The sequence below is a fragment of the Stenotrophomonas sp. ESTM1D_MKCIP4_1 genome (assembly GCF_003086895.1).
GTDB lineage: Bacteria > Pseudomonadota > Gammaproteobacteria > Xanthomonadales > Xanthomonadaceae > Stenotrophomonas.
Genome location: NZ_CP026004.1, coordinates 1,495,492 through 1,521,549 on the forward strand (window position 1 = coordinate 1,495,492; position 26,058 = coordinate 1,521,549).

The 26,058-nt window shown below is 67.5% G+C and carries 19 protein-coding genes and 1 pseudogene; 11 read left to right on the forward strand and 9 right to left on the reverse strand.

Annotation, left to right across the window (positions count from 1 at the left end):
* Positions 1-58 precede the first annotated feature (58 nt).
* Together C1924_RS06905 and C1924_RS06910 are read right to left on the reverse strand one after the other, a co-directional pair.
* On the reverse strand, positions 59-1,582 hold the full coding sequence (locus tag C1924_RS06905) for an MASE1 domain-containing protein (RefSeq protein ID WP_108764629.1): 1,524 nt from the start codon (positions 1,580-1,582) through the stop codon (positions 59-61).
* Positions 1,583-1,681: 99 nt separating this feature from the next.
* Complete coding sequence (locus C1924_RS06910; RefSeq protein WP_108764630.1) at positions 1,682-2,959, reverse strand: FAD-binding oxidoreductase; 1,278 nt, start codon at positions 2,957-2,959, stop codon at positions 1,682-1,684.
* Positions 2,960-3,120: 161 nt separating this feature from the next.
* Between C1924_RS06910 and C1924_RS06915 the strand changes: the two genes are divergently transcribed.
* The 3 genes from C1924_RS06915 to C1924_RS06925 all read left to right on the forward strand — a co-directional run bounded on the left by C1924_RS06915 (position 3,121) and on the right by C1924_RS06925 (position 6,481).
* The gene (locus C1924_RS06915) at positions 3,121-3,882 is read left to right on the forward strand and encodes a gamma-glutamyl-gamma-aminobutyrate hydrolase family protein (RefSeq protein WP_108764631.1); all 762 of its coding nucleotides are present in this window, start codon (positions 3,121-3,123) and stop codon (positions 3,880-3,882) included.
* Positions 3,879-5,276, forward strand: a complete 1,398-nt coding sequence (locus C1924_RS06920) for a glutamine synthetase family protein (RefSeq protein WP_108764632.1) — start codon at positions 3,879-3,881, stop codon at positions 5,274-5,276. The genes C1924_RS06915 and C1924_RS06920 overlap by 4 nt, the downstream gene beginning before the upstream one ends.
* Before the next feature lie 95 nt (positions 5,277-5,371).
* Positions 5,372-6,481, forward strand: a complete 1,110-nt coding sequence (locus tag C1924_RS06925; protein WP_108764633.1) for a polyamine ABC transporter substrate-binding protein — start codon at positions 5,372-5,374, stop codon at positions 6,479-6,481.
* Positions 6,482-6,553: 72 nt separating this feature from the next.
* On the opposite strand, the gene C1924_RS06930 is transcribed toward C1924_RS06925, so the two are convergent.
* Entirely contained in the window at positions 6,554-7,888 is a 1,335-nt protein-coding gene (locus C1924_RS06930; RefSeq protein ID WP_108764634.1) for an NAD(P)/FAD-dependent oxidoreductase, read from the reverse strand.
* A gap of 344 nt (positions 7,889-8,232) precedes the next feature.
* On the opposite strand from C1924_RS06930, the pseudogene C1924_RS06935 reads away from it, so the two are divergent.
* The 7 genes and pseudogenes from C1924_RS06935 to C1924_RS06965 form a co-directional block, all read left to right on the forward strand.
* Positions 8,233-9,339: pseudogene (locus C1924_RS06935) on the forward strand (HlyD family secretion protein); the annotation flags it as partial.
* Positions 9,336-10,892 carry a DHA2 family efflux MFS transporter permease subunit gene (locus tag C1924_RS06940; protein WP_108764636.1) on the forward strand — a complete coding sequence of 519 codons (1,557 nt, stop codon included), beginning with the start codon at positions 9,336-9,338 and terminating at the stop codon, positions 10,890-10,892. The pseudogene C1924_RS06935 and the gene C1924_RS06940, both read left to right, overlap by 4 nt.
* A 101-nt stretch (positions 10,893-10,993) precedes the next feature.
* The gene (locus tag C1924_RS06945; RefSeq protein ID WP_254051265.1) at positions 10,994-12,454 is read left to right on the forward strand and encodes an efflux transporter outer membrane subunit; all 1,461 of its coding nucleotides are present in this window, start codon (positions 10,994-10,996) and stop codon (positions 12,452-12,454) included.
* Positions 12,455-12,582: 128 nt separating this feature from the next.
* Positions 12,583-13,719 (forward strand): polyamine ABC transporter ATP-binding protein, encoded by a 1,137-nt coding sequence (gene potA / locus C1924_RS06950; RefSeq protein ID WP_108764638.1) that lies wholly within the window; start codon positions 12,583-12,585, stop codon positions 13,717-13,719.
* Entirely contained in the window at positions 13,716-14,648 is a 933-nt protein-coding gene (locus C1924_RS06955; RefSeq protein ID WP_108764639.1) for an ABC transporter permease subunit, read from the forward strand. The genes potA and C1924_RS06955 overlap by 4 nt, the downstream gene beginning before the upstream one ends.
* On the forward strand, positions 14,645-15,487 hold the full coding sequence (locus C1924_RS06960; RefSeq protein ID WP_108764640.1) for an ABC transporter permease subunit: 843 nt from the start codon (positions 14,645-14,647) through the stop codon (positions 15,485-15,487). The genes C1924_RS06955 and C1924_RS06960 overlap by 4 nt, the downstream gene beginning before the upstream one ends.
* Positions 15,488-15,572: 85 nt before the next feature.
* The gene (locus tag C1924_RS06965; protein ID WP_108764641.1) at positions 15,573-16,937 is read left to right on the forward strand and encodes an NAD-dependent succinate-semialdehyde dehydrogenase; all 1,365 of its coding nucleotides are present in this window, start codon (positions 15,573-15,575) and stop codon (positions 16,935-16,937) included.
* A gap of 173 nt (positions 16,938-17,110) precedes the next feature.
* Here the strand turns inward: C1924_RS06965 and C1924_RS06970 are convergent, their stop codons facing one another.
* The 6 genes from C1924_RS06970 to C1924_RS06995 form a co-directional block, all read right to left on the reverse strand.
* Positions 17,111-18,133, reverse strand: coding sequence for a magnesium and cobalt transport protein CorA (locus C1924_RS06970; RefSeq protein ID WP_108764642.1), 1,023 nt, complete (start codon positions 18,131-18,133; stop codon positions 17,111-17,113).
* A gap of 6 nt (positions 18,134-18,139) precedes the next feature.
* Positions 18,140-19,339 carry a DUF4105 domain-containing protein gene (locus C1924_RS06975; protein ID WP_108766995.1) on the reverse strand — a complete coding sequence of 400 codons (1,200 nt, stop codon included), beginning with the start codon at positions 19,337-19,339 and terminating at the stop codon, positions 18,140-18,142.
* Between the two features lie 74 nt (positions 19,340-19,413).
* Complete coding sequence (locus C1924_RS06980; RefSeq protein WP_108764643.1) at positions 19,414-20,295, reverse strand: transporter associated domain-containing protein; 882 nt, start codon at positions 20,293-20,295, stop codon at positions 19,414-19,416.
* A 64-nt stretch (positions 20,296-20,359) separates the two neighbouring features.
* Positions 20,360-20,905, reverse strand: a complete 546-nt coding sequence (locus C1924_RS06985) for a hypothetical protein (RefSeq protein ID WP_108766996.1) — start codon at positions 20,903-20,905, stop codon at positions 20,360-20,362.
* A 152-nt stretch (positions 20,906-21,057) separates the two neighbouring features.
* The gene (gene ybeY / locus C1924_RS06990; protein ID WP_108764644.1) at positions 21,058-21,543 is read right to left on the reverse strand and encodes an rRNA maturation RNase YbeY; all 486 of its coding nucleotides are present in this window, start codon (positions 21,541-21,543) and stop codon (positions 21,058-21,060) included.
* Entirely contained in the window at positions 21,540-22,526 is a 987-nt protein-coding gene (locus C1924_RS06995; protein WP_108764645.1) for a PhoH family protein, read from the reverse strand. Before C1924_RS06995 ends, ybeY begins: the two co-directional genes overlap by 4 nt.
* Positions 22,527-22,877: 351 nt before the next feature.
* Between C1924_RS06995 and C1924_RS07000 the strand changes: the two genes are divergently transcribed.
* Entirely contained in the window at positions 22,878-26,057 is a 3,180-nt protein-coding gene (locus C1924_RS07000) for a type VI secretion system Vgr family protein (RefSeq protein WP_108764646.1), read from the forward strand.
* The last annotated feature ends 1 nt before the right edge of the window (position 26,058 follow it).

Here is a 26,058-nt window from a genome sequence, read left to right on the forward strand (position 1 = left end):
TTGCCGTCTCATTTCTATGGCCGGGTGAAGCCCCCGGCCTGCCACTGCCCGCGCCAGGCTAGTCGCTCGCCTCCAGCAGCAGCATCCGGATCCGGTTGCGGCGGCAGCGCAGGACGCCGTTGTAGGCCATGACCCGGCCACCCAGCTGGTCGTTGGCCAGCTCGATGGTCTGCCGTGCCAAGCCCTGGCCCGGTGCCAGCAGCGCGGCCACCAGCACGATGCCGCGCTGGCGGGTGCCGCGGCCGCTGCGGGCGCGCACCACCAGCTGCCCGTCCTCGCTGGCCAGCAGGATCGAGACCGCCTCGACGATGGACCGGTAGGCGGCCAGCTGCAGGCCCGGGCTGAGCTGGCAGGGGTCGCCCCTCAACCGGAGCGGGTTGACCCGATGCGTATCGCCCCATGCCTGGCGGACGCCGCCCGCCTGCAGTGCCACGTACAGCCCAAGGCGCTCCAGCGCGGCCGGATAGATCATGCTGGCCTGGGCGCGGAACAGCCGGGAATGCACTTCGGTGGTGTGGCGCAGGCTGTCAGCCACGCCATGGTGGCCCTGCGCATGCAGCCAACCGACCATTTCGTTCAGGGAAAGATCCATGCCGTCGCCAAGACGCTGCAGGTGGGCGGCGCGCTCACGCAGGTCCATCTCGCTGGCCAGGTGCGAACGCCGGGCCAGTTTCAAGCGGTTGCGCCCATCCTCCTCGTGCAATCGGTGCTGGTGCTGGAAATGGGTGATGCGCGCGCCCAGCAGCAACAGCGCGATGCTGGCAATGGCGATGGCCTGCTGGGTGGCGAACGTCGTCGCATCGAAGGACTCGGGCTGGTCGCCGGGTGTGCTCAGGCCGACGATCAGGTTCAGCGCCGCCACGCCGATGGCGGCGCCGCGCCAGCCCAGCAGGCAGGTGAGGGCGATGGCCGGAATGGGCAGGATCAGCAGCAGTTGCAGCGAGCCGGCGGCGGCGACCGATGCAGGCACCGGTGTAGCCTGCAGGCCGATCAGCAGCATGGCCAGCAGTGCCGCTGCGGTCATCGCCAGGGAGGTCCGCGTCCACGCTTCTTCGTTGCGGCGGATCCACAGCAGCGCCAGCGGCGCCAGGATCAATATGCCGACGAAGTCGCCCAGCGTGTAGCGCAGCAGGCGGGTCAGGAACATGGAGCCACCCGGCGGCGACAGCAGCAGCCAGGAGATGCCCAGGTTCAGCAGGCTGACGACCGCGGCCGCACACACGGCAATGGAAATGACACCGGCCAGGGTGGTGCGGGCCAGCAGCCGGCGGTGCAAGCGCACGATCAGCATCACCGCCGGCATGAGCAGCGCCGAGGCGGTGATGACCCAGGCCAGCCCGTAGCGGTCGATCAGCGGAAGGCGCAGGTGGGCGAAGTACGCGTACTCACCGAGCAGCAGGTAGGGCCACAAGCGCGGCGGGCACAGCAGCAGGGCGGCCACGCGCGCACCGGCAGGCAGGTAGAACTGGTCCAGCGAGAGCATGCGCAGGGCCCAGCACGCAACGGCATAGACCAGTGCCACGGCCAGCCCCTCGGGGCTGATCCGAACCCTCACCAGCAGTCCATCCTTCCACCACTGCATCCCGCATGCTCCCGCTGCTCCTGCATCGATTATGCAGAAAAAGCCCCAGGGTCGATCATGGTGTCGGAAGGCACGCTGTGCGAAGGATCGGCTGCGCCGCTACCACAGTGCATCACGCAGCTTGTACCAGGACATCGCCGCCACCAGCAGCGGCATGCGCAGGACCGGGCCGCCGGGGAAGGGCGCATGCTGCAGGCGCTGGAACACATCCAGCCGCGTGCTCTGGCCATCAATGGCGGCGGCGATCACCTCGCCGGCCAGGCCGGCAGCGGCCACGCCGTGCCCGGAAAAACCCTGTGCGAAGTACAGATTTCCATCCAGCCGGCCCCAATGCGGCGCACGGTTGCGGGTGATGTCCACATAGCCGCCCCAGACCTGTTCCACCGCCACGTCGGCCAGCTGCGGAAACACCTGGTGCATGCGCCGCTGCATCACCCCGCGCAGCCCCGGCGGCGGCAGTGCCGAATAGCTGGCACGCCCACCGAACAGCAGGCGGTGGTCATGGCTGAGGCGGAAGTAATCCAGCGCCCAGGCGGTGTCCGAGACCGCCATGTCGTTGCGGATGAGCTGCCGGGCCCGCGCGGCTCCCAGCGGAGCGCTGGCGCCGACATAGGTGCCGACCGGCATGATGCGGCGCTCCAGTTCCGGCAGCAGGTTGCGCAGCCACGCATTGCCGGCCACCACAAGGTGATCCGCACGCACGCTGCCCTGCGCGGTCTGCAGGGTGGCTGGCGCACCGCGCTGAACGCGCGTGACCGCAGAATGCTCGTGGATGATCACGCCTGCCGCACGGGCGGCATCGGCCAGGCCGCGCGCATAGGCCAGCGGATGCAGGTGCGCGCTGAGCGGGTCGAACATTGCAGCGCGGTAGCGCGGGCTGTCCAGCTGTGCGCGCAGCGCATCGCGATCCCACCACTGCATGGGATAATCGTAGTGGTGCTGCAGGTGCTCGCAGTTGGCATGCAGATCGCGCTCGTGGCGCGCGCGGATCGCCACGCTGGCATGGCCGTCCACCCAGTGGCAGTCGATACCGTGCCGCGCGATGCGCTGGCGCATCGACTGCACCGCCTCGCGCGACCAGTCGAACAGATGGCGGGCGTCGTCGCGGCCGAGCTGCCGTTCCAGCTCATCCACCTCGCAGCCGTAGCCCACCAGCGCCTGGCCGCCATTGCGACCGGAGGCCCCCCAGCCGATGCGCTGCGCTTCCAGCAGCACCACGCGATAGCCGCGCTGGGCCAGCTCGAGTGCAGCGGTCAGGCCGGTATAGCCCGCGCCGAGCACGGCCACGTCGGCCTGCACATCGCCCTGCAACGGCGGCAGCGCGGCCGGTTCGGGCAGGCTGCTGGCATACCAGCTGGGCGGAAACTCCGCACTCACTGCCGGCCTCGCAGGCGGGGGAGGGAAGGGCGCGGCGCGGGAGGGCGATCACTGTTCACCGGCCTAGTCTGGCTGATGCACGCGCGCCTGGGTGTGACGGCGCCGACTTGCCGCCTGCGCGCACGGGCAGGTAACGTGTCGCCACGCCAAGGAGTTTCCCGATGCGCCGCCTGCCCTGGGTGGGCCTGCCCACCGACAGCACCGTGCTGGGCCATCACCGGTTCGCGGTGGCTGGCGAAAAGTACGTGCGCGCGTTGGTCGATGCCGCAGGGGTCACCCCGCTGGTGCTGCCCAGCCTGCAGCCGGCGTTGCCGGCGGACGACTGGCTGCAGGGCCTGGACGGCCTGCTGTTGACCGGTGCGGTCAGCAATATCGAACCGCAGCACTATGAAGGGGGCCGCAGCTGGCCGGGCAACCTGCATGACCCCGCGCGTGATGCGAATGCCTTTGCCCTGCTGCACGCCGCGTTGGCGCTGGACCTGCCGGTGCTGGCGATCTGCCGCGGTTTCCAGGAATTGAACGTGGCCCTGGGCGGCAGCCTGCATCCGCAGGTGCATGCGGTTCCGGGCATGAGCGACCATCGCGAGGACCCGCAGGCGCCGGTCGAGGAGCAGTATGGCCCCGCGCATGCGGTCACCCTGGCCGGCAATGGCTGGCTCGCGCAGTGGCACGGCAGCGACCAGGCCTGGGTCAATTCCGTGCATGGGCAGGGCATCGCCCGCCTGGCCGATGGCCTGCAGGTGGAGGCGTGGGCCGATGATGGCCTGGTCGAAGCGGCGCGCAGCAGCGGGCATTCCTTCGTGCTCGGCGTACAGTGGCATCCGGAGTGGCGTGTCATGCAGGCGCCGTTCTATCACGCTATTTTCCGTGCTTTCGGCCAAGCTTGCCGGCAGTACCAACAGAACCGACTGGATTCCCGATGAGTTCCCGACCTCGCCCGCGCAAGACGGCCACGCCCCCCGCACCGCAGGAAAGCAGTCTGCTGCGCTGGTTGAAGGAGCGGCGCATCACCGAGGTCGAGTGCCTGGTGCCTGACATCACCGGCAATGCGCGCGGCAAGATCATTCCTGCCGACAAGTTCTCGCATGACTATGGCACGCGCCTGCCGGAAGGCATCTTCGCTACCACCGTCACCGGTGAGTTTCCCGACGATTACTACGATCTGACCTCGCCGTCGGACTCGGACATGATGCTGCGGCCCGATCCGGACACGGTGCGCATGGTGCCGTGGGCGGCCGATGCCACCGCGCAGATCATCCATGACTGTTACACCAAGAACGGCGAGCCGCACGAGCTGGCGCCGCGCAATGTGCTGCGCCGGGTACTGGCGGCCTACGCGGAACTGGGCCTGCGCCCGGTGGTGGCGCCGGAGCTGGAATTCTTCCTGGTGCAGAAGAACACCGATCCTGACTTCCCGCTGCTTCCCCCCGCCGGCCGTTCCGGGCGCCCGGAAACGGCGCGGCAGTCGTACTCGATCGATGCGGTCAACGAATTCGACCCCATCCTCGACCTGATGTACGACTACGCCGATGCGATGAAACTGGACGTGGACACGCTGATCCACGAATCCGGCGCGGCGCAGCTGGAAGTGAACTTCACCCATGCCGATGCGATGGACCTGGCCGACCAGGTGTTCCTGTTCAAGCGCACCATGCGCGAGGCAGCGATGCGCCACGGCGTGTACGCCACCTTCCTGGCCAAGCCGATGGAGAACGAGCCGGGCAGCGCCATGCACATCCACCAGAGCCTGGTGCGGGTGAGCGACGGCAGCAATGTGTTCGCCGGCGACACCCATGCCGAGGGGGAGTTCAGCCCGGTGTTCGGCCACTATCTGGGCGGCCTGCAGAAGTACGTGCCGCAGGCGATGGCCTTCTTCGCCCCGAACGTCAATTCCTACCGGCGCCTGGTGTTCGGCGAGGTCTCGCCGAGCAACGTGCATTGGGGCTACGACAACCGCACCTGCGGCCTGCGGGTACCGCTGGACACCCCGGAGAACATGCGGGTGGAAAGCCGCTTTGCCGGCTCCGATGCCAATCCGTACCTGGCCATGGCCGCGACCCTGGCGTGCGGCCTGCTGGGTATCCGCGAACGGCTGGCCCCGGATGCGCCGGTGACTGGCAGCGCCAAGGAGCTGGGCTACAACCTGCCGCGCTCGCTGGGTGAGGCGCTGGATGGCCTGGAACAGTGCGCCGAACTGCAGGCCCTGCTGGGCGAACGCTTCTGCCGGGCCTACATCTCGGTGAAGCGCAAGGAATACGAGACCTTCTTCCGCGTCATCAGCTCCTGGGAGCGCGAGTTCCTGCTGTTGAACGTGTGAAGGCCCGGAATTGATGAATGAGCCGCCGGGGGGTAGGCTGGCACCCGTCGCCGGCCGCGCCGGCCTCCCCCCAATTCCGCATTCTGGAGCACCCGATGAAGCTGCGTATCCTCACGCTCGGCCTGGCCTCCGCCTTGCTCGCCGCCTGCGGCGGTGGCAACGGCGGCGCACAGGACAGCCAGGTCCTGAACGTCTACAACTACAGCGATTACATCGCCGAAGACACCATCCCGACCTTCGAGAAGGAGAGCGGGATCAAGGTGACCTACGATGTGTTCGACAGCGATGAGATGGTCGAGACCAAGCTGCTGGCCGGCAACAGCGGCTACGACGTGGTGGTGCCGACGCTGAACTTCTTCGGCCGCCAGATCCAGGCCGGCGTGTTCCTGCCGCTGGACAAGAGCAAGATCCCGAACCTGGCCAACCTGGACCCGTCGGTGATGAAGCGCATCGCCACCCAGGACCCGGACAACAAGTACGGCGTGCCGTACATGATCGGCACCACCGGCATCGGCTACAACGTGGACATGCTGAAGGAGCGTTTCGGCGGCAGCGCCGACATCGCCAACAGCTGGGACCTGGTGTTCAAGCCGGAAAACATCGCCAAGATGAAGGACTGCGGCGTGACCATCCTGGACACGCCGGCAGACATGATCCCGATCGCCCTGCATTACCTCGGCCTGGACCCGCACAGTGGCGACCCGGCCGAGCTGCAGAAGGCGGCCGATCTGCTGAAGTCGATCCGTCCGTACGTGCAGAACTTCCATTCCTCGCAGTACGTCGGCTCGCTGGCCAACGGTGGCACCTGCCTGGTGGTCGGCTGGTCGGGTGACATCATCCAGGCCCGCGACCGTGCCGAGGAAGCCAGCAACGGCGTGCACGTGGCGTACTCGATTCCGAAGGAAGGCGCACCGCAGTGGTTCGACATGCTGGCCATTCCGAAGGATGCCAAGCACCCGGAAGCAGCCTACGCGTTCATCAACTACCTGCTGGAACCGAAGGTCGCCGCGGCCAATACCAATTTCATCCATTACGCCAACCCGGTGACCGCGGCCACGCCGCTGGTGGATGAAGCCATCCGCACCGACCCGACCATCTACCCGCCGGCCGACGTGGCCGAAAAGATGTTCACCTACTCGATCAACACCCCGGAAACCGACAAGCTGTACACCCGCCTGTGGACCGAGGTGAAGACCGGCCGGTAAGCCAGCCAATCATGGTAGGGCCGGCCGCTGGCCGGCAACCAGGTAGTGCCGGCCAGCGGCCGGCAACCCGACTCAGGCAGCGCTGCGGCACCGCTCAAGGTGCCGCAGGATGCCCGGCAACAGGTCGCGCGCATCGCGGCCCCCGTTGCACAGGAACGACGAACTCATCCGCTGCAGATTGTGCATGCCGATGAAGAACAGCCCCGGCTCGGGTGACACCCCGAACTCGCCCCGCGGATAGCCATGCGCATCAAGCGCGCCGTCCACGGCCAGCCATGGCCATTCGGCGACGAAGCCGGTGGCCAGCACCACCGACCGGATGCCCGCACGCTGCAGGTCCAGGGAGGAGGGCGAGGATGGCAGCTCCCAGTCCAGGTAGACCTCCTCGGGAATGTAGCGGGCGTCATCCGTGCGCGGTTCCGGTCGCGTGGCGTAGTACGCACTGGCCAGTCCATCCAGATAGGCGAACTCGGCCCGCGTGGCCTCGATCGCCCGGCGCAGCTGCGGCTGTACGTCGGCAAAGCGGCACGCATGACCGCTCAGCTCCTGCAGGCGCCCGAGCAGGGTGATGCCGTCGCGGTGCAGGCTCATCAGGCTGATCGAACTGCCGCGGCCAGCGCTCCCCTTGCCGGAAATCAACGGGAATTCCGCCGTCCTGGCCTTTCGCAGCGCATCGGGTTCGCCAGCCAGCACGCCAGCCGATTCGCTCACGTGCTGATGGATGCGCCCGGCCATGTCCCACCAGATCATGGAATCCTTGCCACGCAGGCGGCGCGTATGTGATGGCCGGTCGGCCAGTGACCAGTAGACCTGGCGTCCATTGGCATGCAGGTCCTGGGCGATCTGCGCGCCCGATTGTCCACCGCCGATCACCAGTACCGCACCGTCGGCCAGCTGCCCGGCATTGCGGTACTGGCCCGAATGCAGCACGGCGAGGGCTGCGCTGGGTGCGAAGGGAACGCGCGGCATGCGTGCCCGGCGATACTCCCCGGTGGCCACCACCACGGACCGCGCGTGGAGGCGGCCCTGGTCGGTGGTGATCGCATAGCCATCCGCGGCGCGGGCGACCCGCAGGACCGTGCAGCCTTCCTGCACCGGCAACGCGCGCGCCTGCGCGTAGCCGGCAAGCAGGTCGATGACCTCGGGTGCGGTCATGAAGCCCTCCGGGTCGTCACCGTCATAGGCGTAGCCATGCAGCGCCATCGTCATGTTGGCGGTGTTGACCTGGAAGGCGTCCCAGCGTCGTTGCCAACTGGCGCCCACGTACGCCGATTCAAACACAAGGTGATCGACGCCAGCCTCCTGCAGGACGGCGCTCAAGGACAGTCCAGCGTGGCCGGCGCCGATGATGACGACATCCAGAGGGCGCGAGGGTGACGCAGCAGTGTGGGCAGCAGATGCAGGCATGGCGATGGCAGATCCTTGGGCAGGTCGCCCCGATTCCGCCCGGCCTGCGGGGCAGCGGTCAACGATTACGGTTCCGAAAACAGTTGCAGATGTGCAGACGGCTTCAGTGGCAAGGGTTGCATGGCCAGGACGGCACGCAGCGCGCCTTGCCGGACCGGGACGATCGCGACACAGGTCGCATGCGTTTCCGCGGCCGGAACGGTCGAGCGGCACTTTCACTCCGCGTCCGCACGTCGTCCCCTACCGTCCCGTATGGCACTGACCACCGCCGCGACGAGACGATGACCGACCAACCCCAGCGCACCGACGCCCCCACTGGCGAAGACACATCGACGAGCGAGGACAAGCCCTCGCCACTGAAGAACCCCAAGGTCCGCTGGACGCTGGCCATCATCGGCGTCGTCGTGGTCGTCGCCCTGGTCGTCTGGCTCGTCTACCACCTGCTGGTCGGCCGCTACCTGCAGGACACCAACAACGCCTACCTGCAGGCCGACGCCGTGGCCGTCGCCCCGCGCATCAACGGCTACGTCACCGAAGTGCTTGTGCAGGACAACCAGTGGGTCAAGGCCGGCGAACCGCTGCTGCGCATCGACCCGCGCACCTACCGCGCCACCCTGGACCAGGCCGAGGCCGTCATCGCCGTGCGCCAGGCGGACATCGCCGCCGCTGCGGCCGGCGTGCAGGGCCAGCAGTCCAGCCTGCTGCAGGCGCGCACCCAGCTCACCGCCGCCACCGCCTCGCTGCGCTTCGGCAGGTCCGAGCTGGCCCGTTTCACCCCGTTGGCCGCCAGTGGCGCTGATACCCATGAACACGTGGAAAGCCTGCGCCATGACGTCGAACGCGCGCAGGCCCAGTACGAAGCGGCCAAGGCGCAGATCCAGGGCGCGCAGAGCCAGATCGAAGCCAGCCAGGCGCAGCTGGAACAGGCGCAGGCCGGCCTGAAGCAGGCGCAGGCCGATGCCGCGCAGGCCCGGGTGGCCTTCGAGGACACCGAACTGCGCGCGCGCATCGATGGCCGCGTCGGCAACAAGACCGTGCAGGTTGGCCAGTTCGTTGCCGCCGGCACCCGCACCATGACCATCGTGCCGGTCGAATCGCTGTACCTCAGCGCCAATTTCAAGGAAACCCAGGTGGGCCTGATGCGCGCCGGGCAGCCGGCCGAGATCAAGGTCGATGCGCTGCCGGGCACCACCCTGCATGGCACGGTGGAAAGCATTTCGCCGGGCACCGGTTCGCAGTTCGCGCTGCTGCCGCCGCAGAACGCCACCGGCAACTTCACCAAGGTCGTGCAGCGCGTGCCGGTGCGCATCCGCGTGGATGCCGGTGCCGAAGCGCGCAAGGTACTGGTGCCGGGCATGTCGGTGGAAGTGACGGTCGATACCCGCAACGCCAAGGATGCACGTGCGCGCACCCAGGACGAGGCCGAGGCCACGGCCGCGCCGGCGCGATGAACGCCACCACCGCCCCCGCAGCACCCGCTACCGGTGGCAAGGCCGATGCGGGCGCGTGGCTGGCCGTCGCGGCCGGCACCATCGGCTCGTTCATGGCCACGCTGGACATCTCCATCGTCAACGCGGCGCTGCCCACCATCCAGGGCGAGGTCGGCGCCAGCGGCACCGAGGGCACCTGGATCTCCACCGCGTTCCTGGTCTCGGAAATCGTGATGATTCCGCTGACCGGCTGGTTCGTGCGCACGCTGGGCCTGCGCACCTTCCTGCTGATCTGCGCCACGCTGTTCACTGCATTCTCGGTGATGTGCGGGCTGGCCGATTCGCTGCCCATGATGATTGCCGGACGGGTCGGGCAGGGCTTTGCCGGCGGCGCGCTGATTCCCACGGCGCTGACCATCGTCGGCACGCGCCTGCCACCGAAGCAGCAGCCGCTGGGCACCGCACTGTTCGGCATGACCGTCATCCTCGGCCCGGTGATCGGCCCATTGCTGGGCGGCTGGCTGACCGAGAACGTCAGCTGGCACTACGCCTTCTTCATCAATGTGCCGATCTGCGCGGGTCTGGTCGCCTTGCTGCTGCTGGGCCTGCCGCATGAAAAATCGAACTGGGGCGGGCTGCTGCGCGCGGACTGGCTGGGCATCGTCGGCATGACGGCCGGCCTGTCCGCACTGACCGTAGTGCTGGAAGACGGGCAGCGCGAGCGCTGGTTTGAATCGACGATGATCGTGGTGCTGAGCATTGTCTCGGTGCTGGGTTTTGCCTTGCTGGCGCTCTCCCAGTTCACCAGCAAGGCGCCGGTCATCCGCCTCAACATCCTGTTCCAGCGCAGTTTCGGCGCGGTGTTCGTGATGGTGATGGCGGTCGGCATGATCCTGTTCGGGGTCATGTACATGATCCCGCAGTTCCTGGCGATCATCGCCGGCTACAACACCGAACAGGCAGGCTACGTGCTGCTGCTGGCCGGCCTTCCCACCATCCTGCTGATGCCGTTGATGCCGAAGATGCTGGAAACGGTGGACGTGCGCATCATGGTGTTCGGCGGCATGCTGTGCTTCGCCGCCGCCTGCTTCGTCAACCTCGGGCTGACGCCGGACAGCATCGGCCCGCACTTCGTCATCGGCCAGCTGCTGCAGGGCTGCGGCCTGGCGCTGGCGATGATGGCGCTGAACCAGGCCGCCATCACCTCGGTGCCGCGTGAGTACACCAGTGATGCCTCGGGCCTGTTCAATGCCGCGCGCAACCTCGGCGGCTCGATCGGCCTGGCTATCATCTCCACCTTCCAGGAACGCCGCGCCACGCTGCACATCGATGCCATCGGCAGCAGCGTCACCGCCAATTCCACCCTTGCCCAGGACGCGCTGCATGCCTACGGCCAGCAGCTGGGCGACGCAACGCAGGCGGTGGCGGTGCTGGCGCAGACGGTGCAGCTGCAGGCCATGGTGATGGCCTACAACGACCTGTTCTGGATCTTCGGCCTGATCGTGGCGGCGACCCTGCCGCTGGTCTTCCTGCTCAAGCCCCTGCCCAAGGGCGTTCCATTGGCGATGCACTGATGACTTCGACGACCTTGCCCCTTTCCGTGGACCACTCCCTTCGCCTGTGCCGCCTGTGCCGCCTGTGGCCCGCGGCGCTGCCGCTGCTGCTGGCGGGCTGCATGCTGGGGCCGGACTACGTGAAGCCGGACGTCGCCGCAGGCGCCACCGCGCAGGCGCAGCTGCCGCGTTCCGCGCAGGCCGATGTGCAGCAGGCTGCACCGCCGAGCCAGTGGTGGCGCGCGCTCAACGATCCGTTGCTGGACGAACTGGTGGACGAGGCCCTGCGCAACAGCCCCAACCTGCGTGCCGCGCAGGCCAAGCTGCTGGCATCGCGCGCGCTGCAGCGCCAGCGCCGTGCCGAGCAGTTGCCCAGCGTCGGCGCGGCCGCGGGCTATGCCAACGTCAAGGCGCCGGATTCCATCGAAAACAGCGTGCGTGGTCTGGGCGAGAACATCGCAGGCGTTGCCGAGGCCAACGGCCGGCCGCAGGAAGCCGCGCAGCTGCGCCAGCAGTTTGCCGATATCGACCTGGACACCGAACTGTACGTCGCCGGCTTCGACGCCAGCTGGGAACTGGATCTGTTCGGCCGCCGCCGCCGTGCGGCCGAACAGGCCGCTGCCGAAGCGGAGGCCAATGCGGCAGCGCTGGCCGATGCGCAGGTACAGCTGGCGGCCGAGCTCACGCAGGTGTACCTGGGTTTCCGCAGCAGCCGCGAACGCATCGCACTGGCCGGACACAACCTTCGCGCGGCCGAGGACAGCCTGCAGCTGACCCGCCAGCGCCGCCAGCGCGGCGCCGATTCGGACCTGCAGGTCGAACGCGCACAGGCCCAGCTGCAACAGCAGCAGGCCGCGCTGCCACCGCTGCAGGCACAGGCGGATGAGGCGCGTGACGTACTGGCGCTGATGGTCGGTCGCGAGCCGGGCGCACTGGACGCACGGCTGGCCGCAGACCAGCCGCTGCCGCCGCTGCCTGCACGCGTGCCGGTGGATGATGCCGGTGCGCTGATCCAGCGTCGTCCGGATGTACGCAAGGCCGAGCGCGAGCTGGCGGCCTCGTCGGCGCAGATCGGCCAGGCAATCTCGGCGTACTTTCCGCAGGTCACCCTGCTGGGCACCATCGGTGCCGGTGCCACATCGGTTTCCGACCTCGGCCGGGATTCGGCGGCGACCATCGTTGCCCCGTTCCTGCGCTGGTCGCTGTTCGATTTCGGCGTGAACAAGGCGCGTGTGTCCCAGGCCCGGGCGGGCAACCAGGCCCGGCTGGCCGCCTACGAGGGCACCGTGCTGGCAGCGCTGCAGGATGCCAACACCGCGCTGGCACGCTTTGGTGCCGCGCGCCAGCAGCTGCAGGCCAGCCTGCGCGCCGAGGCCTCGGCGGACCGATCCCTGGCCCTGATGGGCCAGCGCCGGCAGGCCGGGGCCACATCGCAGATCGATCTGCTGGACGTGCAGCGCCAGCACCTGCAGGCGCAGGATGCCGCCGCGCAGGCGCGCCTGCAGGTGCTGGTGCGTTACGTGGCGCTGCAGAAGAGCCTGGGCCTGGGCTGGCAGGAGGCACCGCCTGTGGCCGCGCGCTGATGCACTCCGCCGGGCCATGCCCGGCGGCCCCCCGATCCGGTGGGTGCCGACCGTGGGTCTGCACGCATTTCCAGCCCCCCGGCCGGTAGAATGGCCACCGCTGTCCACCGCCCGCTCCCGGAGCCCCCATGCCCGTTGAAGCCCAGCCGGAAGCCGTCGTCGTCGATGCGAACGGTGCGCCCGGCTATCTCTCCATTCGTGACCTGCGCAAGGAATTCGACGGCTTTGTCGCCGTCGACGACGTCAATCTGGACGTGCGCAAGGGTGAGATCTTCGCCCTGCTCGGTGGCTCGGGCAGCGGCAAATCGACCCTGCTGCGCTGCCTGGGCGGCTTCGAGACGCCCACCAAGGGCAGCATCACCCTCGATGGCCAGCGCCTGGACGCACTGCCGCCGTACCAGCGGCCGGTCAACATGATGTTCCAGTCCTACGCGCTGTTCCCGCACATGACGGTCGAGCAGAACATCGCCTTCGGCCTGAAGCAGGACGGCCTGGCCAAGGATGCGATCAGCCGCCGCGTGGGCGAGATGCTGGACCTGGTGCAGATGGCGCACCTGGGCAAGCGCAAGCCGCACCAGCTTTCCGGTGGCCAGCAGCAGCGCGTGGCGCTGGCGCGGTCGCTGGCCAAGGGGCCCAAGCTGCTGCTGCTGGACGAGCCGATGGGCGCTCTGGACAAGAAGCTGCGCTCGCAGATGCAGCTGGAACTGGTCAGCATCATCGAATCGTCGGGCGTGACCTGCGTGATGGTCACCCACGACCAGGAAGAGGCTATGACCATGGCCACCCGCATCGCCGTGATGGATGCCGGCTGGATCCAGCAGGTCGGCAAGCCCGATGAAGTCTACGAGCAGCCGGCCAACCGGTTCGTGGCCGGCTTCATCGGTTCGGTCAATCTGTTCGAGGGCGTCATCGACGAGGACCTGCCCGAGTACGTGACCGTGCGCTCGCCGCTGTTCCCGGCGCCGGTCTACATCGCCCACGGCATCACCTGTTACGAAGGGCAGCCGGTTGCGTTCGCGCTGCGCCCGGAGAAGGTCATGATCGGCAAGGACGAACCGGAAGGGCACACCAACAAGGCCCAGGGCGTGATCGAGGACATCGCCTATTTCGGCAGCCACTCGGTCTACCACGTACGCCTGCCCAGCGGCGCCAAGGTGCTGGCCAACTTCGCCAACTCGCAGCGCTGGGCCAGCGATGGCCTGACCTGGGGCGATGAGGTATGGGTGCACTGGCGCGACAACGACGGCGTGGTGCTGACCTCATGAGTGCGGCGGGCCTGAAGCGCTGGCTGCCGGGCACGCGTGCCACGGTCATCGGCATTCCCTACCTGTGGCTGCTGCTGTTCTTCGCGGTGCCGTTCCTGATCGTGCTGATGATCAGCTTCTCGCACAGCCGGGTCGGCTCACCGCCGTACACCTGGCTGCTGCAGTACGTCGATGGCGCGTTCTCGCTGAAGCTCAACCTCGAGAACTACCTGGCGCTGTTCCGCGACTCGATCTACGCGCAGGCCTTCCTCAGCTCGATCAGGATCGCGGCGATCTCCACCTTCCTCACCCTGCTGATCGGCTACCCGATGGCCTATGCCATCGCGCGCCTGTCGCCGGCTGCGCGCAACGTGGCGATGATGCTGGTGGTGCTGCCGTCGTGGACCTCGTTCCTGATCCGCGTGTACGCCTGGAAGGCGATCCTCGACCGCAACGGCCTACTCGACCAGTTCCTGCAGTTCACCGGCCTGCAATCGCTGATGACCCACATGGGCCTGCCCAAGCTGCAGCTGATCGACACCCCGACCGCGGCCTATATCGGCATCGTCTACTGCTACCTGCCGTTCATGGTGCTGCCGCTGTACGCCAACCTGGTCAAGCATGACCACCGCCTGCTGGAAGCGGCCTACGACCTTGGCGCCAAACCCTGGCAGGCCTTCCTGCGCATCACCCTGCCGCTGTCGAAGGCGGGCATCATCGCCGGCTGCATGCTGGTGATGATTCCGGCGGTGGGTGAATTCGTGATTCCGGAAATGCTGGGCGGCTCGGAAACGCTGATGGTCGGCCGCCAGCTGTGGAACGAGTTCTTCAACAACCGCAACTGGCCCGGTGCCTCGGCGATGGCCGTGGCGATGATCCTGCTGCTGCTGGTGCCCATCCTGTGGTTCAACCGTTCCCAGCAGCGACTGCTGGAAGGGAAGCAGGCATGAGCCCGCGTAGTGCGAAGGGCCTGGGCCTGGGCGTGCTGCTGCTGGGCTTCGCCTTCCTGTACCTGCCGATCCTGCTGCTGATGTTCTATTCGTTCAACAGCTCGCGGCTAGCGATGGTCTGGGCCGGGTTTTCCACCCGCGCCTACAGCGACCTGTTTGCCGACCGCGCGCTGATGGATGCGATGTGGACCAGCCTGGTGGTGGCATTCTGGACCGCCTGTACGTCCACCGTGCTGGGCACGCTGGCGGCGATGGTGATGACCCGCTTCCGCCGCTTCCGTGGCAAGCAGGTGTTCGGCGCACTGGTCACCGCGCCGCTGGTGATGCCGGATGTGATCCTGGGCTTCTCGCTGATGGCGCTGCTGGCGTCGATGGGTGCCATTCCCGGCTTCCCGGCACGCGGCCTGACCACGATCTGGATCGCCCACGTCACCTTCACCCTGTGCTTCGTCACCGTGGTGGTGTCCTCGCGCCTGCAGGAAATGGACCTTTCGCTGGAAGAGGCGGCGATGGATCTGGGCGCCAGCCGTCTTACCGTGTTCGGCCGCATCACCCTGCCGATCATCGCCCCGGCGCTGGTGGCCGGCTGGCTGCTCGCGTTTACCCTGTCGCTGGATGACGTGGTGGTGGCCAGCTTCGTCGCCACACCAGGTTCGACCACGTTGCCGATGAAGGTGTTCGCCTCGGTGCGCATGGGCATCAGCCCGAAGATCAACGCGCTGGCGACGCTGCTGGTGTCGGCGGTATCGGTGGCGGCGGTGATCGGCTGGTACATCAACGCGCGGGCCGAAAAGCGGCGCCAGCGCGATCTGCAGCTGGCCCGCCAGGACAACGGCTGACACACGCACGCCGCCGCTATCCGGCGGCAACACCCGGCTCACGGGTACGGGCGCACAATGGGGATCTTTCTGATGGAGATCCCCCATGACCGTCGAAATCGTCAACCCGGCCACCGGCCAGGTCACCTACCGCCATGAACTCATCGGCGCTGCCGATATCGAGCAGCGCCTGCAGGCCGCAGCCGATGCCTTTCCGGCGTGGGCCGAACGTTCGCTGCAGGATCGTGGCGCCATCCTCAAGCAGATCGCCGCCCAGCTGCGTGCGCGCCGCGACGACCTGCAGCAGGCGATGACCGGCGAGATGGGCAAGCTCAAGGCCGAAGCCCTGGCCGAGGTCGACAAGTGCGCAGCGGCCTGCGAGTTCTACGCCGACCATGCTGCGGACTATCTGAAGCCGCAGATCATCGATACCGAAGCGCAGCGCAGTTACGTGCGCTACGAGCCGATCGGCTGCGTGTTCGCGGTGATGCCGTGGAATTTCCCGATCTGGCAGGTGTTCCGCTTCCTCGCCCCCGCCTTCATGGCCGGCAATGTGGCCCTGCTCAAGCATGCCAGCAACGTGCCGCAGTGTGCCGACCTGATCCTGGCGGTATGCCGTGACGGTGGCCTGCCGGATGGGGTGTTCGATGTGCTGCACATCGACAACGACCAGGCCGCCGAGGTGCTGCGCGATGCGCGGGTGAAAGCGGTGACCCTCACCGGCAGCGAGCGGGCAGGGCGCTCGATCGCTTCCAATGCGGGCAGCCAGTTGAAGAAATCGGTGATGGAACTGGGCGGCAGCGATGCCTTCGTGGTGCTGGAGGATGCCGACCTGGACAAGGCCGTTGCCGCGGCAGTGAAATCGCGCTTCGACAACAGCGGACAGACCTGCATCGCGGCGAAGCGCTTCATCGTGGTGGAGGCCGTGGCCGAGGAGTTCACTCGGCGCTTTGTCGACGCCGCCGCGCAGCGCCAGTATGGCGACCCCAATGAACGTGGGACCACCCTGGCGCCGATGGCGCGCGCCGATCTGCGCGATGAGCTGCACACGCAGGTGCAGGCCAGCGTGGCCAAGGGGGCGCGCGTCCTGCTGGGCGGCGAACCGATCGCCGGCAGCCATGCCGGCTATCCGGCCACGGTGCTGGACCAGGTGGGACCGGGCATGCCCGCCTATGACGAGGAGTTGTTCGGGCCGGTGGCGGCCGTGATCCGGGTGCAGGACGAAGCCGAAGCACTGCGCGTGGCCAACGACACCCGGTTCGGTCTGGGCGGCAGCGTGTGGAGCAGCGATCCGGTGCGCGGCGAACGATTCGCCCAGCGCATGGAATGCGGCGCGGCGTTCGTCAACGCCATCGTCAAGAGTGATGCGCGGCTGCCCTTTGGTGGCAGCAAGCAGTCCGGCTTCGGCCGCGAACTGGCCGACCACGGCATCCATGAGTTCATGAACATCAAGACCGTCTACGTGGCTTGATGCCAAATGGTAATGCCGGCCGCTGGCCGGCCGGGCTTGGTTGCCGGCCAGCGGCCGGCACTACCCACCGCAACCCCGCCGTCCGGTGGGGATCGACCGTTGGTCATCGTGCCTGGTGGGTATCGACCGTTGGTCATCGTGCCTGGCGGGTATCGACCGTTGGTCGATACGCCCTACAACCATTTCGCGCGCTTGAACAACCGGTACAGGACCACGCACACCGCGCCCACGCCAACGATCATCAGCGGGTACGACCACGGCTGGTTCAATTCGGGCATGTGGCTGAAATTCATGCCGTACCAGCTGGTGATCAGAGTTGGCGCGGCCAGCAGTGCCGCCCACGCACCCAGGCGCTTCACGGTTTCACCCTGCGCCAGGGTCACCAGCGAAAGGTTCACGCTCAGCGCGGTGCCCAGCATCTCGCGCAGGGTATCAATCACATCGCTGATGCGCGCGGCGTGGTCGTGCACGTCGCGCACGTACAGCTTCACTTCGTCGGGAATCAGGTCGCCCTGGTAACGACGAAGCTGGGCCAGCACGTCCTGCAGCGGTGCCACCGCCATGCGCATCTTGTTCAGTTCGCGCTTGAGCTCATACAGGCGCGTCACCGTGCTGCGCTTGTAGGTCTCGGCGAAGATGTCCTTCTCCAGCAGATCCAAGGTGTCGCGGAAGCGGGTGGTGATCGGCAGGTAGTTGTCGACCACGAAATCGGTCACCGCATACAGGCAGTAGGACGGCCCCATTTTCAGCAGCTGCGGTTCGCGTTCCACCCGTGCGCGTACCGGCGCATACGACAGCGATGCGCCGTGGCGCACGGTCACCAGGAAGCGCGGACCGAGGAAGGCATGGGTCTCACCGTACTGGATGCGCTCGTCGACCATCTGCGCCGTGGTCATCACCACGAACAGCGAATTGCCGTAGGCCTCGGCTTTCGGCCGCTGGTGCGCATTGCGCGCGTCTTCGATGGCCAGGTCGTGCAGGCAGAACTCTTCCTGCAGTTTCAGCAGCACATCATCCTTGGGGTCGAACAGGCCAACCCAGACAAAACCGTTGCCACTGGCGATGACATCGCTGATGGCATCGAGGCTGATGTCGTGGCGCTTGCCCTGGTCATCGTAGTGGACGCAGTTGATGACGCAGGCCGGGTTGTCGGAAACAGGTGCGGAAGCGGAGGCGGGCAATGACATGCCCGCCATCGTGCGTCAGCGGGGTGTTTTGGACAAGTGAGGACGACGCCCCAGCGCCCATGCCAGGGCCGCGTGCACCGGCAGCAGCAGCACGATCCACTGCACGTTGTACTGCGCCTGCAGGGTCAGCCAGTGCAGCACCAGCGCGGCCACCGACTGTGCGGCCAGCAGCCACAGCACGATCCTGAACATGCGGCCAGGCACGCGCCGGCGAAGCAGGGCGATGGCGCCCGGCAGCAGCAGCACCGCCAGTGGCGACAACAGCAGCAGGTTGCGGTTGGCCCAGGCGGCATAGTGGATGCTGAAGCCCCACAGGAACACCAGCACACCGCCCAGCAGGGCGCACAGCAGCCAGAACGGCAGGGCCAGGCCGGCCAGCAGGCGCGGCCGGCTGCGCAGTGCAAACACGCCGGCAGCGATCACCAGGCCGCACAGCAGCCACGGCCACCAGCGGCGGGCGAACTCCTTCGGTTCGGGATCGATACGGTGCGGCAGCAGTTCCTGTTCGCTCTGCACCAGCGGCCGGCCATCGCTGTTGCGCACCTGGCGCAGCGCATCGGCCAGGCGCATCGGCACGAAGGCTTCCTGCCAGCGCGACAGCGGCTGGTCGGCGAACGGCCCCAGGCCGACGTCGAAGCCCAGCCACATCCACGGTGCCGGCGAAGCCAGGCGCACCGATTCGCTGCGGTAGGTGTTGCCGCGCGAGCGCCCGGACAGCTGCGCGTGCAGGCCGCCATCCAGTGCCTGGTTCAAGGTGTCGCGCACCATCGTGGCGCAGTTGGCGGTGTAGTAGTCGTAGTGGTAGCGCGCGTTTTCCGGCTTGGCGCGTTCGGCCAGCCCGGCGGCCAGGGCGCGGGCCTGGTCCGGGCGCAGGTCCAGCCACTGCACGCTGGCGCCACGGCCGGTCTCGTCGTAGTACGACAGATCCTGCTGCAGCGGCAGCGCCACCAGGTAATACATCATGTCGCCGCGGGCGAACCGGCTGATGAAATCCGCTTCAGTCGGATCGAAGTAGCCGAAGTTGTACGAGATCGCTTCGCCGCTGACCGGATCGAGCACCACGATGGCATCGTGGCCGAAGCGCTCGAAGAACACCGTGCCCGGCTGCATGGTCACCACGCCGATGCGCGGCGGCTGTGCCTCCTGCGGGGCGGCGGTGACGGCGGCCGGCGCAACCGCCGCGGCCTGCGCGAACGCCGCCTGCGGCAGGGCCATGGCCAGCACGCACAGTGCCAGCCACAGGGTGAGGCGCACCGCCAGGCGCACGGGCTGGAACGGGCCCCGGCGCGTCACGCGTCGTCCTGCTCGTCCGGCGGCAGCACGGTCACGTGGAAGGCCTGCACCCGGCGCGCATCGGCGCGGGCCACGCGGAACATGAAGCGGTCCAGGGCCAGCTCGTCGCCCACCTCGGGCAGGTGGCCGATGGCTTCGGTCACCAGGCCGCCGATGGTGTCGTAGTCCTCATCGGAGAACGTGGCACCGAAACGTTCGTTGAAATCGCCGATGGCGGTCAGCGCATCGACCACGTAACGGCCATCGGCCTGGATGGCGATCTGCGCCGACTGATCCTCGGCCTCGTCATGCTCGTCGTCGATCTCGCCGACGATCTGTTCCAGCACGTCCTCGATGGTGACCAGGCCGGCGACACCGCCGTACTCGTCCACCACCATGGCCATGTGGTTGCGCGACAGGCGGAACTCCTTCAGCAGCACGTTGAGCTTCTTCGCCTCGGGGATCAGTACCGCCGGGCGCAGCAGCTCGCGCACGTTGGCCGGCCCGTTGTCGGCCACTACGCCGCGCAGCAGGTCCTTGGCCAGCAGGATGCCAAGGATGTCGTCCTTGTTCTCGCCGTGCACCGGGAAACGTGAGTGGCCCGATTCGACGACCTGTTTCATCAGGTCCAGGAAGGGCGCCTCGACCGGCAGCGAGACCATCTGCGAGCGCGAGATCATCACGTCGCCCACGGTCAGCTCGGCCACCGAAATGGCGCCTTCCATCATCTTCAGGGTATCGGCGGCGATCAGACCCTCGTCCTGCGCGGTGTGCAGGACAGCGACCAGCTCGTCGCGGGTATGGGGTTCGCCGGAGAAGGCGGAGGTCAGGCGTTCGAGCCAGCCGCGCTTCTTTTCATGGGGCTCCTGGGAGGAGCTGCTACTGTCGTCTTCTGACATCTCTGGAAAAAGGGCACCCGGCGAGCCGGGCGTTGTCCCCAGTCTAGCAGGATGTTGGGGCCTTTCAGTGACCGTCGGGGGCAGCGTCCGGGACCTCGTCGTCGGCCGGCAGATCCAGGCTGTAGGTACAGCCGGCCAGGGTCCGGCCGGGGTGGCTGGCCACGGTCGACACGCTGAGGATGATCGATTCGATCCGGGCCTCGCCCGTCTTCGGGTCGGTCACATCGCGGCTGACCACCTCGCGGCCGGCCATGAACTTGCCGTCCTGGTCGTAGCCGGTTTCCAGCGCCAGGCGCGTGGCCAGGGGGTGCGGGTCGGCCTGTTCCAGCACGGCCATGACGCTGGCACCGGCTACCGCTACGTGGTCGGTCTGCTGGCCGAACACCGTGATCGGATTGGCCAGGCGGAACTCGCTCATGAACGGGTTGGCCTGCGGCAGCGGCTGCAGGCCGCTGGCCACCGCCTTCAGCGGGTCCGCCAGCAGCGGGGTCAGCGCGGCGTGGTCGGCTACACCCTGGCGGCATTCGATCAGCGCCGGCAGGTCCAGCGGAGCGGCCGAAGCGGAGGCGGCGAGGGAGGCGAGCAGCAGGGGCAGGGCAGTACGCAGCAGCACGAAGGGGGCTCCGTTGTAGTGCCGAGCCCATGCTCGGCTGGATGTCAGGCGGATCTACACCACATGATCGCGCACAGGTAGTGCCGGCCGCTGGCCGGCAACGGGGGCTGGTACAGGCCAGCAGGAGCTGGCCCCAGCGGGAGCCGAAGTCAGCGCTCGCCGGCGTAAGGATCCTCGATGCCCAACTCGGCGAGGATTTCGCGCTCCAGCTGCTCCATCGCCTCGGCTTCCTTGTCGTCTTCGTGGTCCCAGCCCAGCAGGTGCAGCACGCCATGCACGGTCAGGTGCGCGTAGTGGGCATTCAACGCCTTGCCCTGCTCGTCGGCCTCGCGGGCCACCACGGGCGCGCAGATCACCAGGTCACCCAGCAACGGGAACTTCACGCCCTTGGGCAGGCCCTCAGGCACGTCGGCCGGGAAGCTGAGAACGTTGGTGGCGTAATCCTTGCCACGGTAATGACGGTTCAGCGACTGGCCTTCCTTGGCGTCGACCACGCGGATGGCCAGGTCGGCCTCGCGGATGCGTCCCTTCAGGGCGGCAGCCACCCATTTGCGGAAGCTTACTGCCGCCGGCAGGCCGGTGCGGGGAAGGGCGTAGCTGATGGCGACGTCGAGTCGCACGGGGCCTTTGGTCACGGGGTCGCTCCAGGTTGAATCTGATGCAGGTCACGGCGGTCGTAGGCGCTGACGATGCGCGCCACCAACGGATGGCGGACCACGTCGCGCGACTCGAAGAAGGTGAAGCTGACCCCTTCGACTTCGCGCAGCACGTCGATCGCATCGCGCAGGCCCGACTTCACATGCTTGGGCAGATCGGTCTGGGTCAGATCGCCGGTCACCACCGCGGTGGAGCCGTAGCCCAGGCGGGTCAGGAACATCTTCATCTGTTCGATGGTGGTGTTCTGTGCCTCGTCCAGGATCACGAACGCATCGTTGAGCGTGCGGCCACGCATATAGGCCAGCGGCGCGATCTCGATGACGTTCTTTTCCAGCAGCTTGACCACTTTTTCCACGCCCATCATTTCGTACAGGGCGTCGTACAGCGGGCGCAGGTAGGGATCGACCTTCTGGCTCAGGTCGCCGGGCAGGAAGCCCAGCTTTTCGCCGGCTTCCACCGCCGGTCGCACCAGAATCAGCCGCTGCACGCGCGATTCGTTGAGGGCTTCGACCGCGCTGGCCACGGCCAGGAAGGTCTTGCCGGTACCGGCCGGGCCGATGCCGAAGTTGATGTCATGGGTGGCGATCTGGTGCAGGTAGCGGCCCTGGTTGGCGCCGCGGCCGCGCACGGTGCCGCGCTTGACCTTGATCGCCACGTCCTGTGCTTCATAGGACCGTTCGGCGATCTGCTCGACATTGGCCTGCGCCAGGCGCAGGTGGATGGCGTGGCTGTCGAACGTGGTCTCGGCGGCTTCGACGTACAGCGCCTCGATCAGCTTCTGCGCCTCGACGATGGCTTCGCCCGGCCCGCTGATGCGGAACACGAAGCCGCGGTTGGCGATCTCCACGCCGAGCTTCAGCTCGATCTGTCGCAAATGCCCGTCAAACGGGCCACACAGGTTGGCCAGCCGCTCGTTGTCTTCCGGCGACAGGGTGAAATCTCGATGCTCGATGCTTTTCATGGATCAGGTAGGGCGGAAGCCTTGCGCCGCAATCGGTTCAGGGGACAAGGGTAGCGCGCGGCAGGGCCGCACGGCCAGCGTGAGGCGTTTTCCACATCGTGTGTGGACCGGTTTGCCGGAAAGCTGTGGATAGACAGCTGGATTGCTTGTGCCACAGGCTCCATGAGCGGGTGGTGAAAAAAGCGTCACGGCCGGAGGGCAGGGCTGGCAGAGCCATATCAGAGGCCGCGGGGGGAAGATGCCCGGCTCTCGTCGGGACAGAGTGCTGCGCGACACCGCCGTAAGAGCCGGATCCGAGGTCAGCGGGCCGGCGACAGGGACATCGCCAGCGCGCCTGGCAAAGGAGAGGTCATGGACGCTTCACGTGCGCATTGCGCGCTTGCTTCCCTGGTCGGGCTGGAGCCCGACCGCCAGCTGCACCGCCTGCAGGCCGACGGTCTGCCCCCCCTGTTCATCGAACAATGGTGGGGACATGAACACCTTGCCAGCGGATTCGATTACTGGGTGGACGTTCTACACCCGGATGCCAGCCTGCCGATGGAGGAATGGCTGGGCAGCCGCGGGTCGCTGGTCACTCGCCTGGACGACGGGCGGGACCATCACCGACGGGGGCACGTCGCCGAAGCCAGCCTGCTGGGCAGCGACGGCGGACTGGCCCGCTACCGTCTGCACTATGTGCCATGGACGTGGTTTCTGGGACATGCCCGGCACAGCCGGGTGTATCAGGAGCGGCGCGTGCGTGACATCGTTGACGACGTGCTGGGCGCACATGGTGAACTGGCCCGTTGGCGTTGGAGCGACGATGCCGTGGCGGCCCTGGCCGCTGCGCCTGTCCGCAGCTACTGCGTGCAGTACCGGGAGCCGGATCTGGCATTCATCCTGCGCCTGCTCGCTGAAGAGGGAATCGCCTGCGCGTTCGACGGCCAATGCGGCGATGAACTGACATTGGTGATGTTCTTCGACAGCACCGTGCAGCCGGAAAACACTCAGTCGGCCCGCGATGGCGGGGTCCGCTTCCATCGCAATGACGGCACCGAAACAGCGGACACCCTGCAGCAGTTGGGTCCGTATCGCCGTTTGGGCAGCAACCGACTGTCCCTTTCCACCAGTGACTATCACGGGCCTGTGGTGCGTCATGTCCAACTGCCGTTGCAGGGCGCAGACGGCAGTCCGCGTGAGATCTACGATCCGGCCGGCGCCCATGCCTTCGCCCGCGCCCGTGATGGGCAGTGCCGTGCCCGTCGCGCGGCGGAGGCGCACGAAGCAAGCCTGGCCGGTTGGGTGGGGGCGGGGAGTGTCCGCAGTCTGCAGGCCGGTCGCTTCATCCGCGTACTCGGCACCGGCATGCCTTCCGCACCGGTCATCCTGCCGATCGAGGTGCTCCACCACGGGTGCAACCCGTCGCCACTGGCCACAGTTTCCGTGCCGCCGCGCGCCGAGCCGCCCTCGGCGTGGCTCGAAGCCAGCAGGTCGTTGCCGGGTGCGCCGCTGGACGCGGCGGCTGCAACCGGTTGTGTCAATCGCTTCCGTGCCGTTGACCAGCAGAAACCATGGCGGCCTGTGTTGCCTGATGGCACGGGGGAGCGCATCAATCCGCGGCCGCTTGCGCCCGGCTACCAGACCGCCACGGTCATCGGCGGTGGTGGCCGCGATGATGCGGACCTGCATGCGGACAGCCAGGGGCGGATCCGCGTGCGCCTGCACCTGCAGGGGACGGCCGATGCCGACGCCACCTGCTGGATGCGCGTGGCACAGCGCTATGCCGGGCCGGGGGTTGGCGCGCAGTTCCTGCCACGCATCGGCCAGGAGGTGCTGGTGGGGTTTCTCGAGGGCGACATCGACCGGCCGCTGGTACTTGGCGCGCTGTACAACGGGCGTGGCGAAGCTGGCGTCACTTCGTCGCCTGCGGGCACGACGGTGGCGGCAACCGATCCAGACCTGTTTGGTCGGGCGACCGACGCAGGGCCCAGTGCGCAGGGCAACGCTACGGGCGGACACGCGCCGGCCTGGCATGCGATGGCACCTGGAGACGGCCAGCATCGACACGCGGGAGCGCTCTGGGGCATCCAGTCGAGCGAGTGGTCCGGCACCGGCTACAACCGCCTGCTGTTTGATGATTCCGATGCACAACTGCGCCTGCAGCTGGCCAGCAGCCAGGCCAGCAGTGAACTGAATCTGGGGCATCTGCTGCACCAGGCTGACAACCATCGCGGTTCGCTGCGCGGTGAGGGGCTGGAACTGCGCACCGATGCGTGGGGAACCCTGCGCGCAGAGCGTGGCGTGTGGTTGACTGCGCGGCCCCATGGCGCGTCGTCGCCCGCCGGGGAAGTGGTGGGGGCCAGCGCGCTGCTGCAGCAGGCTGCCACCCTGGCCGAAACCAGCCATGCAACGGGCATCACGCACGGCACGGTCGGCCTCGCCGCCCACGCGCCACCCGAGGACAGCGCCGGTCTGGCCGGCCTGCAGCGTGTCGCCCGTGCCAGCGTTTCCGGCCAGACGTATGCGCAGGCCTGCGCGGAGGGCGCTCGTCGGTCCGCGGCCGGTGAGGTGCCACATACCGATTCGCCGACCCTTGGATTGTGTGGGCATGCCGGGGTTGCCATGGTGGCCGGGCAAGCCCTGCATTGGCACAGTGCACAGCATGTGGCGCTGGGCAGTGGTCAGAACAGCGACGTCAGCGTGGCGGGCCAAGCGCGCCTGCATGCGCGGCAGGCGGTCGGCATGCTGGCGGCCGGTAGTCCAACCGCTGTTGGCGATGCTGCGCTGAGCGTCGTGGCCGGACAGGCCGAGCTGGACATCCAGGCCCAGTCTGCAGCGATCAACCTGCAGTCACGGGCCCCGCTGCGCACCGTCAGTGCCCATGCATCGGTCCAACTGGCGGCAGCCCGTACGCTGCACATTGCAACCGCTGGTGGCGCGAGCATCACTCTTGAAGGCGGCAACCTCGTGGTGAACTGTCCCGGCACCCTCACCGTGCATGCTGGCCAGACGTTCTTCGAGGGCCCGGCGCAGTTGACTCAGCCGTTGCCGGACATGCCCACCAGCGTGCTCAGCGAGCATGTTCCGAAGCTGGCCTTCCGGTTGCAGGACATCCCCGGGCCCCACGGCATGCCACTGGCAGGCCAGGCCTGGAAGATCGTGCGTACCCGGCAGGCCCTGGACGCCGAGCTGCGTGACGGTGCGCTGGTGCCGGAAAGCTGGGCCGAAACGCTGGCCGAGGGCGAGGCAGATGCGCAGGGCGACGTCAGCCTGGACGATGCCCTGTGCGAGAGGATCTGGAACGACGCCGGCCGGTTCCCGGGGCGTCTGTTCCTGGTGCATGGCATCGATGTGATTCCACTGCAGCGGCCCAGGTCGTACAGCAGTTCGCCCGGCGTGCGCGTCACGCTGGACACGCTCGAGGCGATCAATTACGGCAAGACGCTGGCGGACCTGCCCGACGATGCCGCCTTGTACGCCTATCGGCAGCGCGCCGAGTACGAGTTCCAGTCGCATATCGACGCCGACCCCGCCCAGCGCAAGGAGATCTAGT

What these genes read in the sequence shown, in the direction of transcription:
- C1924_RS06905 (WP_108764629.1), bottom strand. Translation starts at nt 1,582, where the DNA reads ATGCAGTGGTGGAAGGATGGACTGCTGGTGAGGGTTCGGATCAGCCCC.
- C1924_RS06915 (WP_108764631.1), top strand. Translation starts at nt 3,121, where the DNA reads ATGCGCCGCCTGCCCTGGGTGGGCCTGCCCACCGACAGCACCGTGCTG.
- C1924_RS06920 (WP_108764632.1), top strand. Translation starts at nt 3,879, where the DNA reads ATGAGTTCCCGACCTCGCCCGCGCAAGACGGCCACGCCCCCCGCACCG.
- C1924_RS06925 (WP_108764633.1), top strand. Translation starts at nt 5,372, where the DNA reads ATGAAGCTGCGTATCCTCACGCTCGGCCTGGCCTCCGCCTTGCTCGCC.
- C1924_RS06930 (WP_108764634.1), bottom strand. Translation starts at nt 7,888, where the DNA reads ATGCCTGCATCTGCTGCCCACACTGCTGCGTCACCCTCGCGCCCTCTG.
- C1924_RS06940 (WP_108764636.1), top strand. Translation starts at nt 9,336, where the DNA reads ATGAACGCCACCACCGCCCCCGCAGCACCCGCTACCGGTGGCAAGGCC.
- C1924_RS06945 (WP_254051265.1), top strand. Translation starts at nt 10,994, where the DNA reads ATGCTGGGGCCGGACTACGTGAAGCCGGACGTCGCCGCAGGCGCCACC.
- potA (WP_108764638.1), top strand. Translation starts at nt 12,583, where the DNA reads ATGCCCGTTGAAGCCCAGCCGGAAGCCGTCGTCGTCGATGCGAACGGT.
- C1924_RS06955 (WP_108764639.1), top strand. Translation starts at nt 13,716, where the DNA reads ATGAGTGCGGCGGGCCTGAAGCGCTGGCTGCCGGGCACGCGTGCCACG.
- C1924_RS06960 (WP_108764640.1), top strand. Translation starts at nt 14,645, where the DNA reads ATGAGCCCGCGTAGTGCGAAGGGCCTGGGCCTGGGCGTGCTGCTGCTG.
- C1924_RS06965 (WP_108764641.1), top strand. Translation starts at nt 15,573, where the DNA reads ATGACCGTCGAAATCGTCAACCCGGCCACCGGCCAGGTCACCTACCGC.
- C1924_RS06970 (WP_108764642.1), bottom strand. Translation starts at nt 18,133, where the DNA reads ATGGCGGGCATGTCATTGCCCGCCTCCGCTTCCGCACCTGTTTCCGAC.
- C1924_RS06975 (WP_108766995.1), bottom strand. Translation starts at nt 19,339, where the DNA reads ATGGCCCTGCCGCAGGCGGCGTTCGCGCAGGCCGCGGCGGTTGCGCCG.
- C1924_RS06980 (WP_108764643.1), bottom strand. Translation starts at nt 20,295, where the DNA reads ATGTCAGAAGACGACAGTAGCAGCTCCTCCCAGGAGCCCCATGAAAAG.
- C1924_RS06995 (WP_108764645.1), bottom strand. Translation starts at nt 22,526, where the DNA reads ATGAAAAGCATCGAGCATCGAGATTTCACCCTGTCGCCGGAAGACAAC.
- C1924_RS07000 (WP_108764646.1), top strand. Translation starts at nt 22,878, where the DNA reads ATGGACGCTTCACGTGCGCATTGCGCGCTTGCTTCCCTGGTCGGGCTG.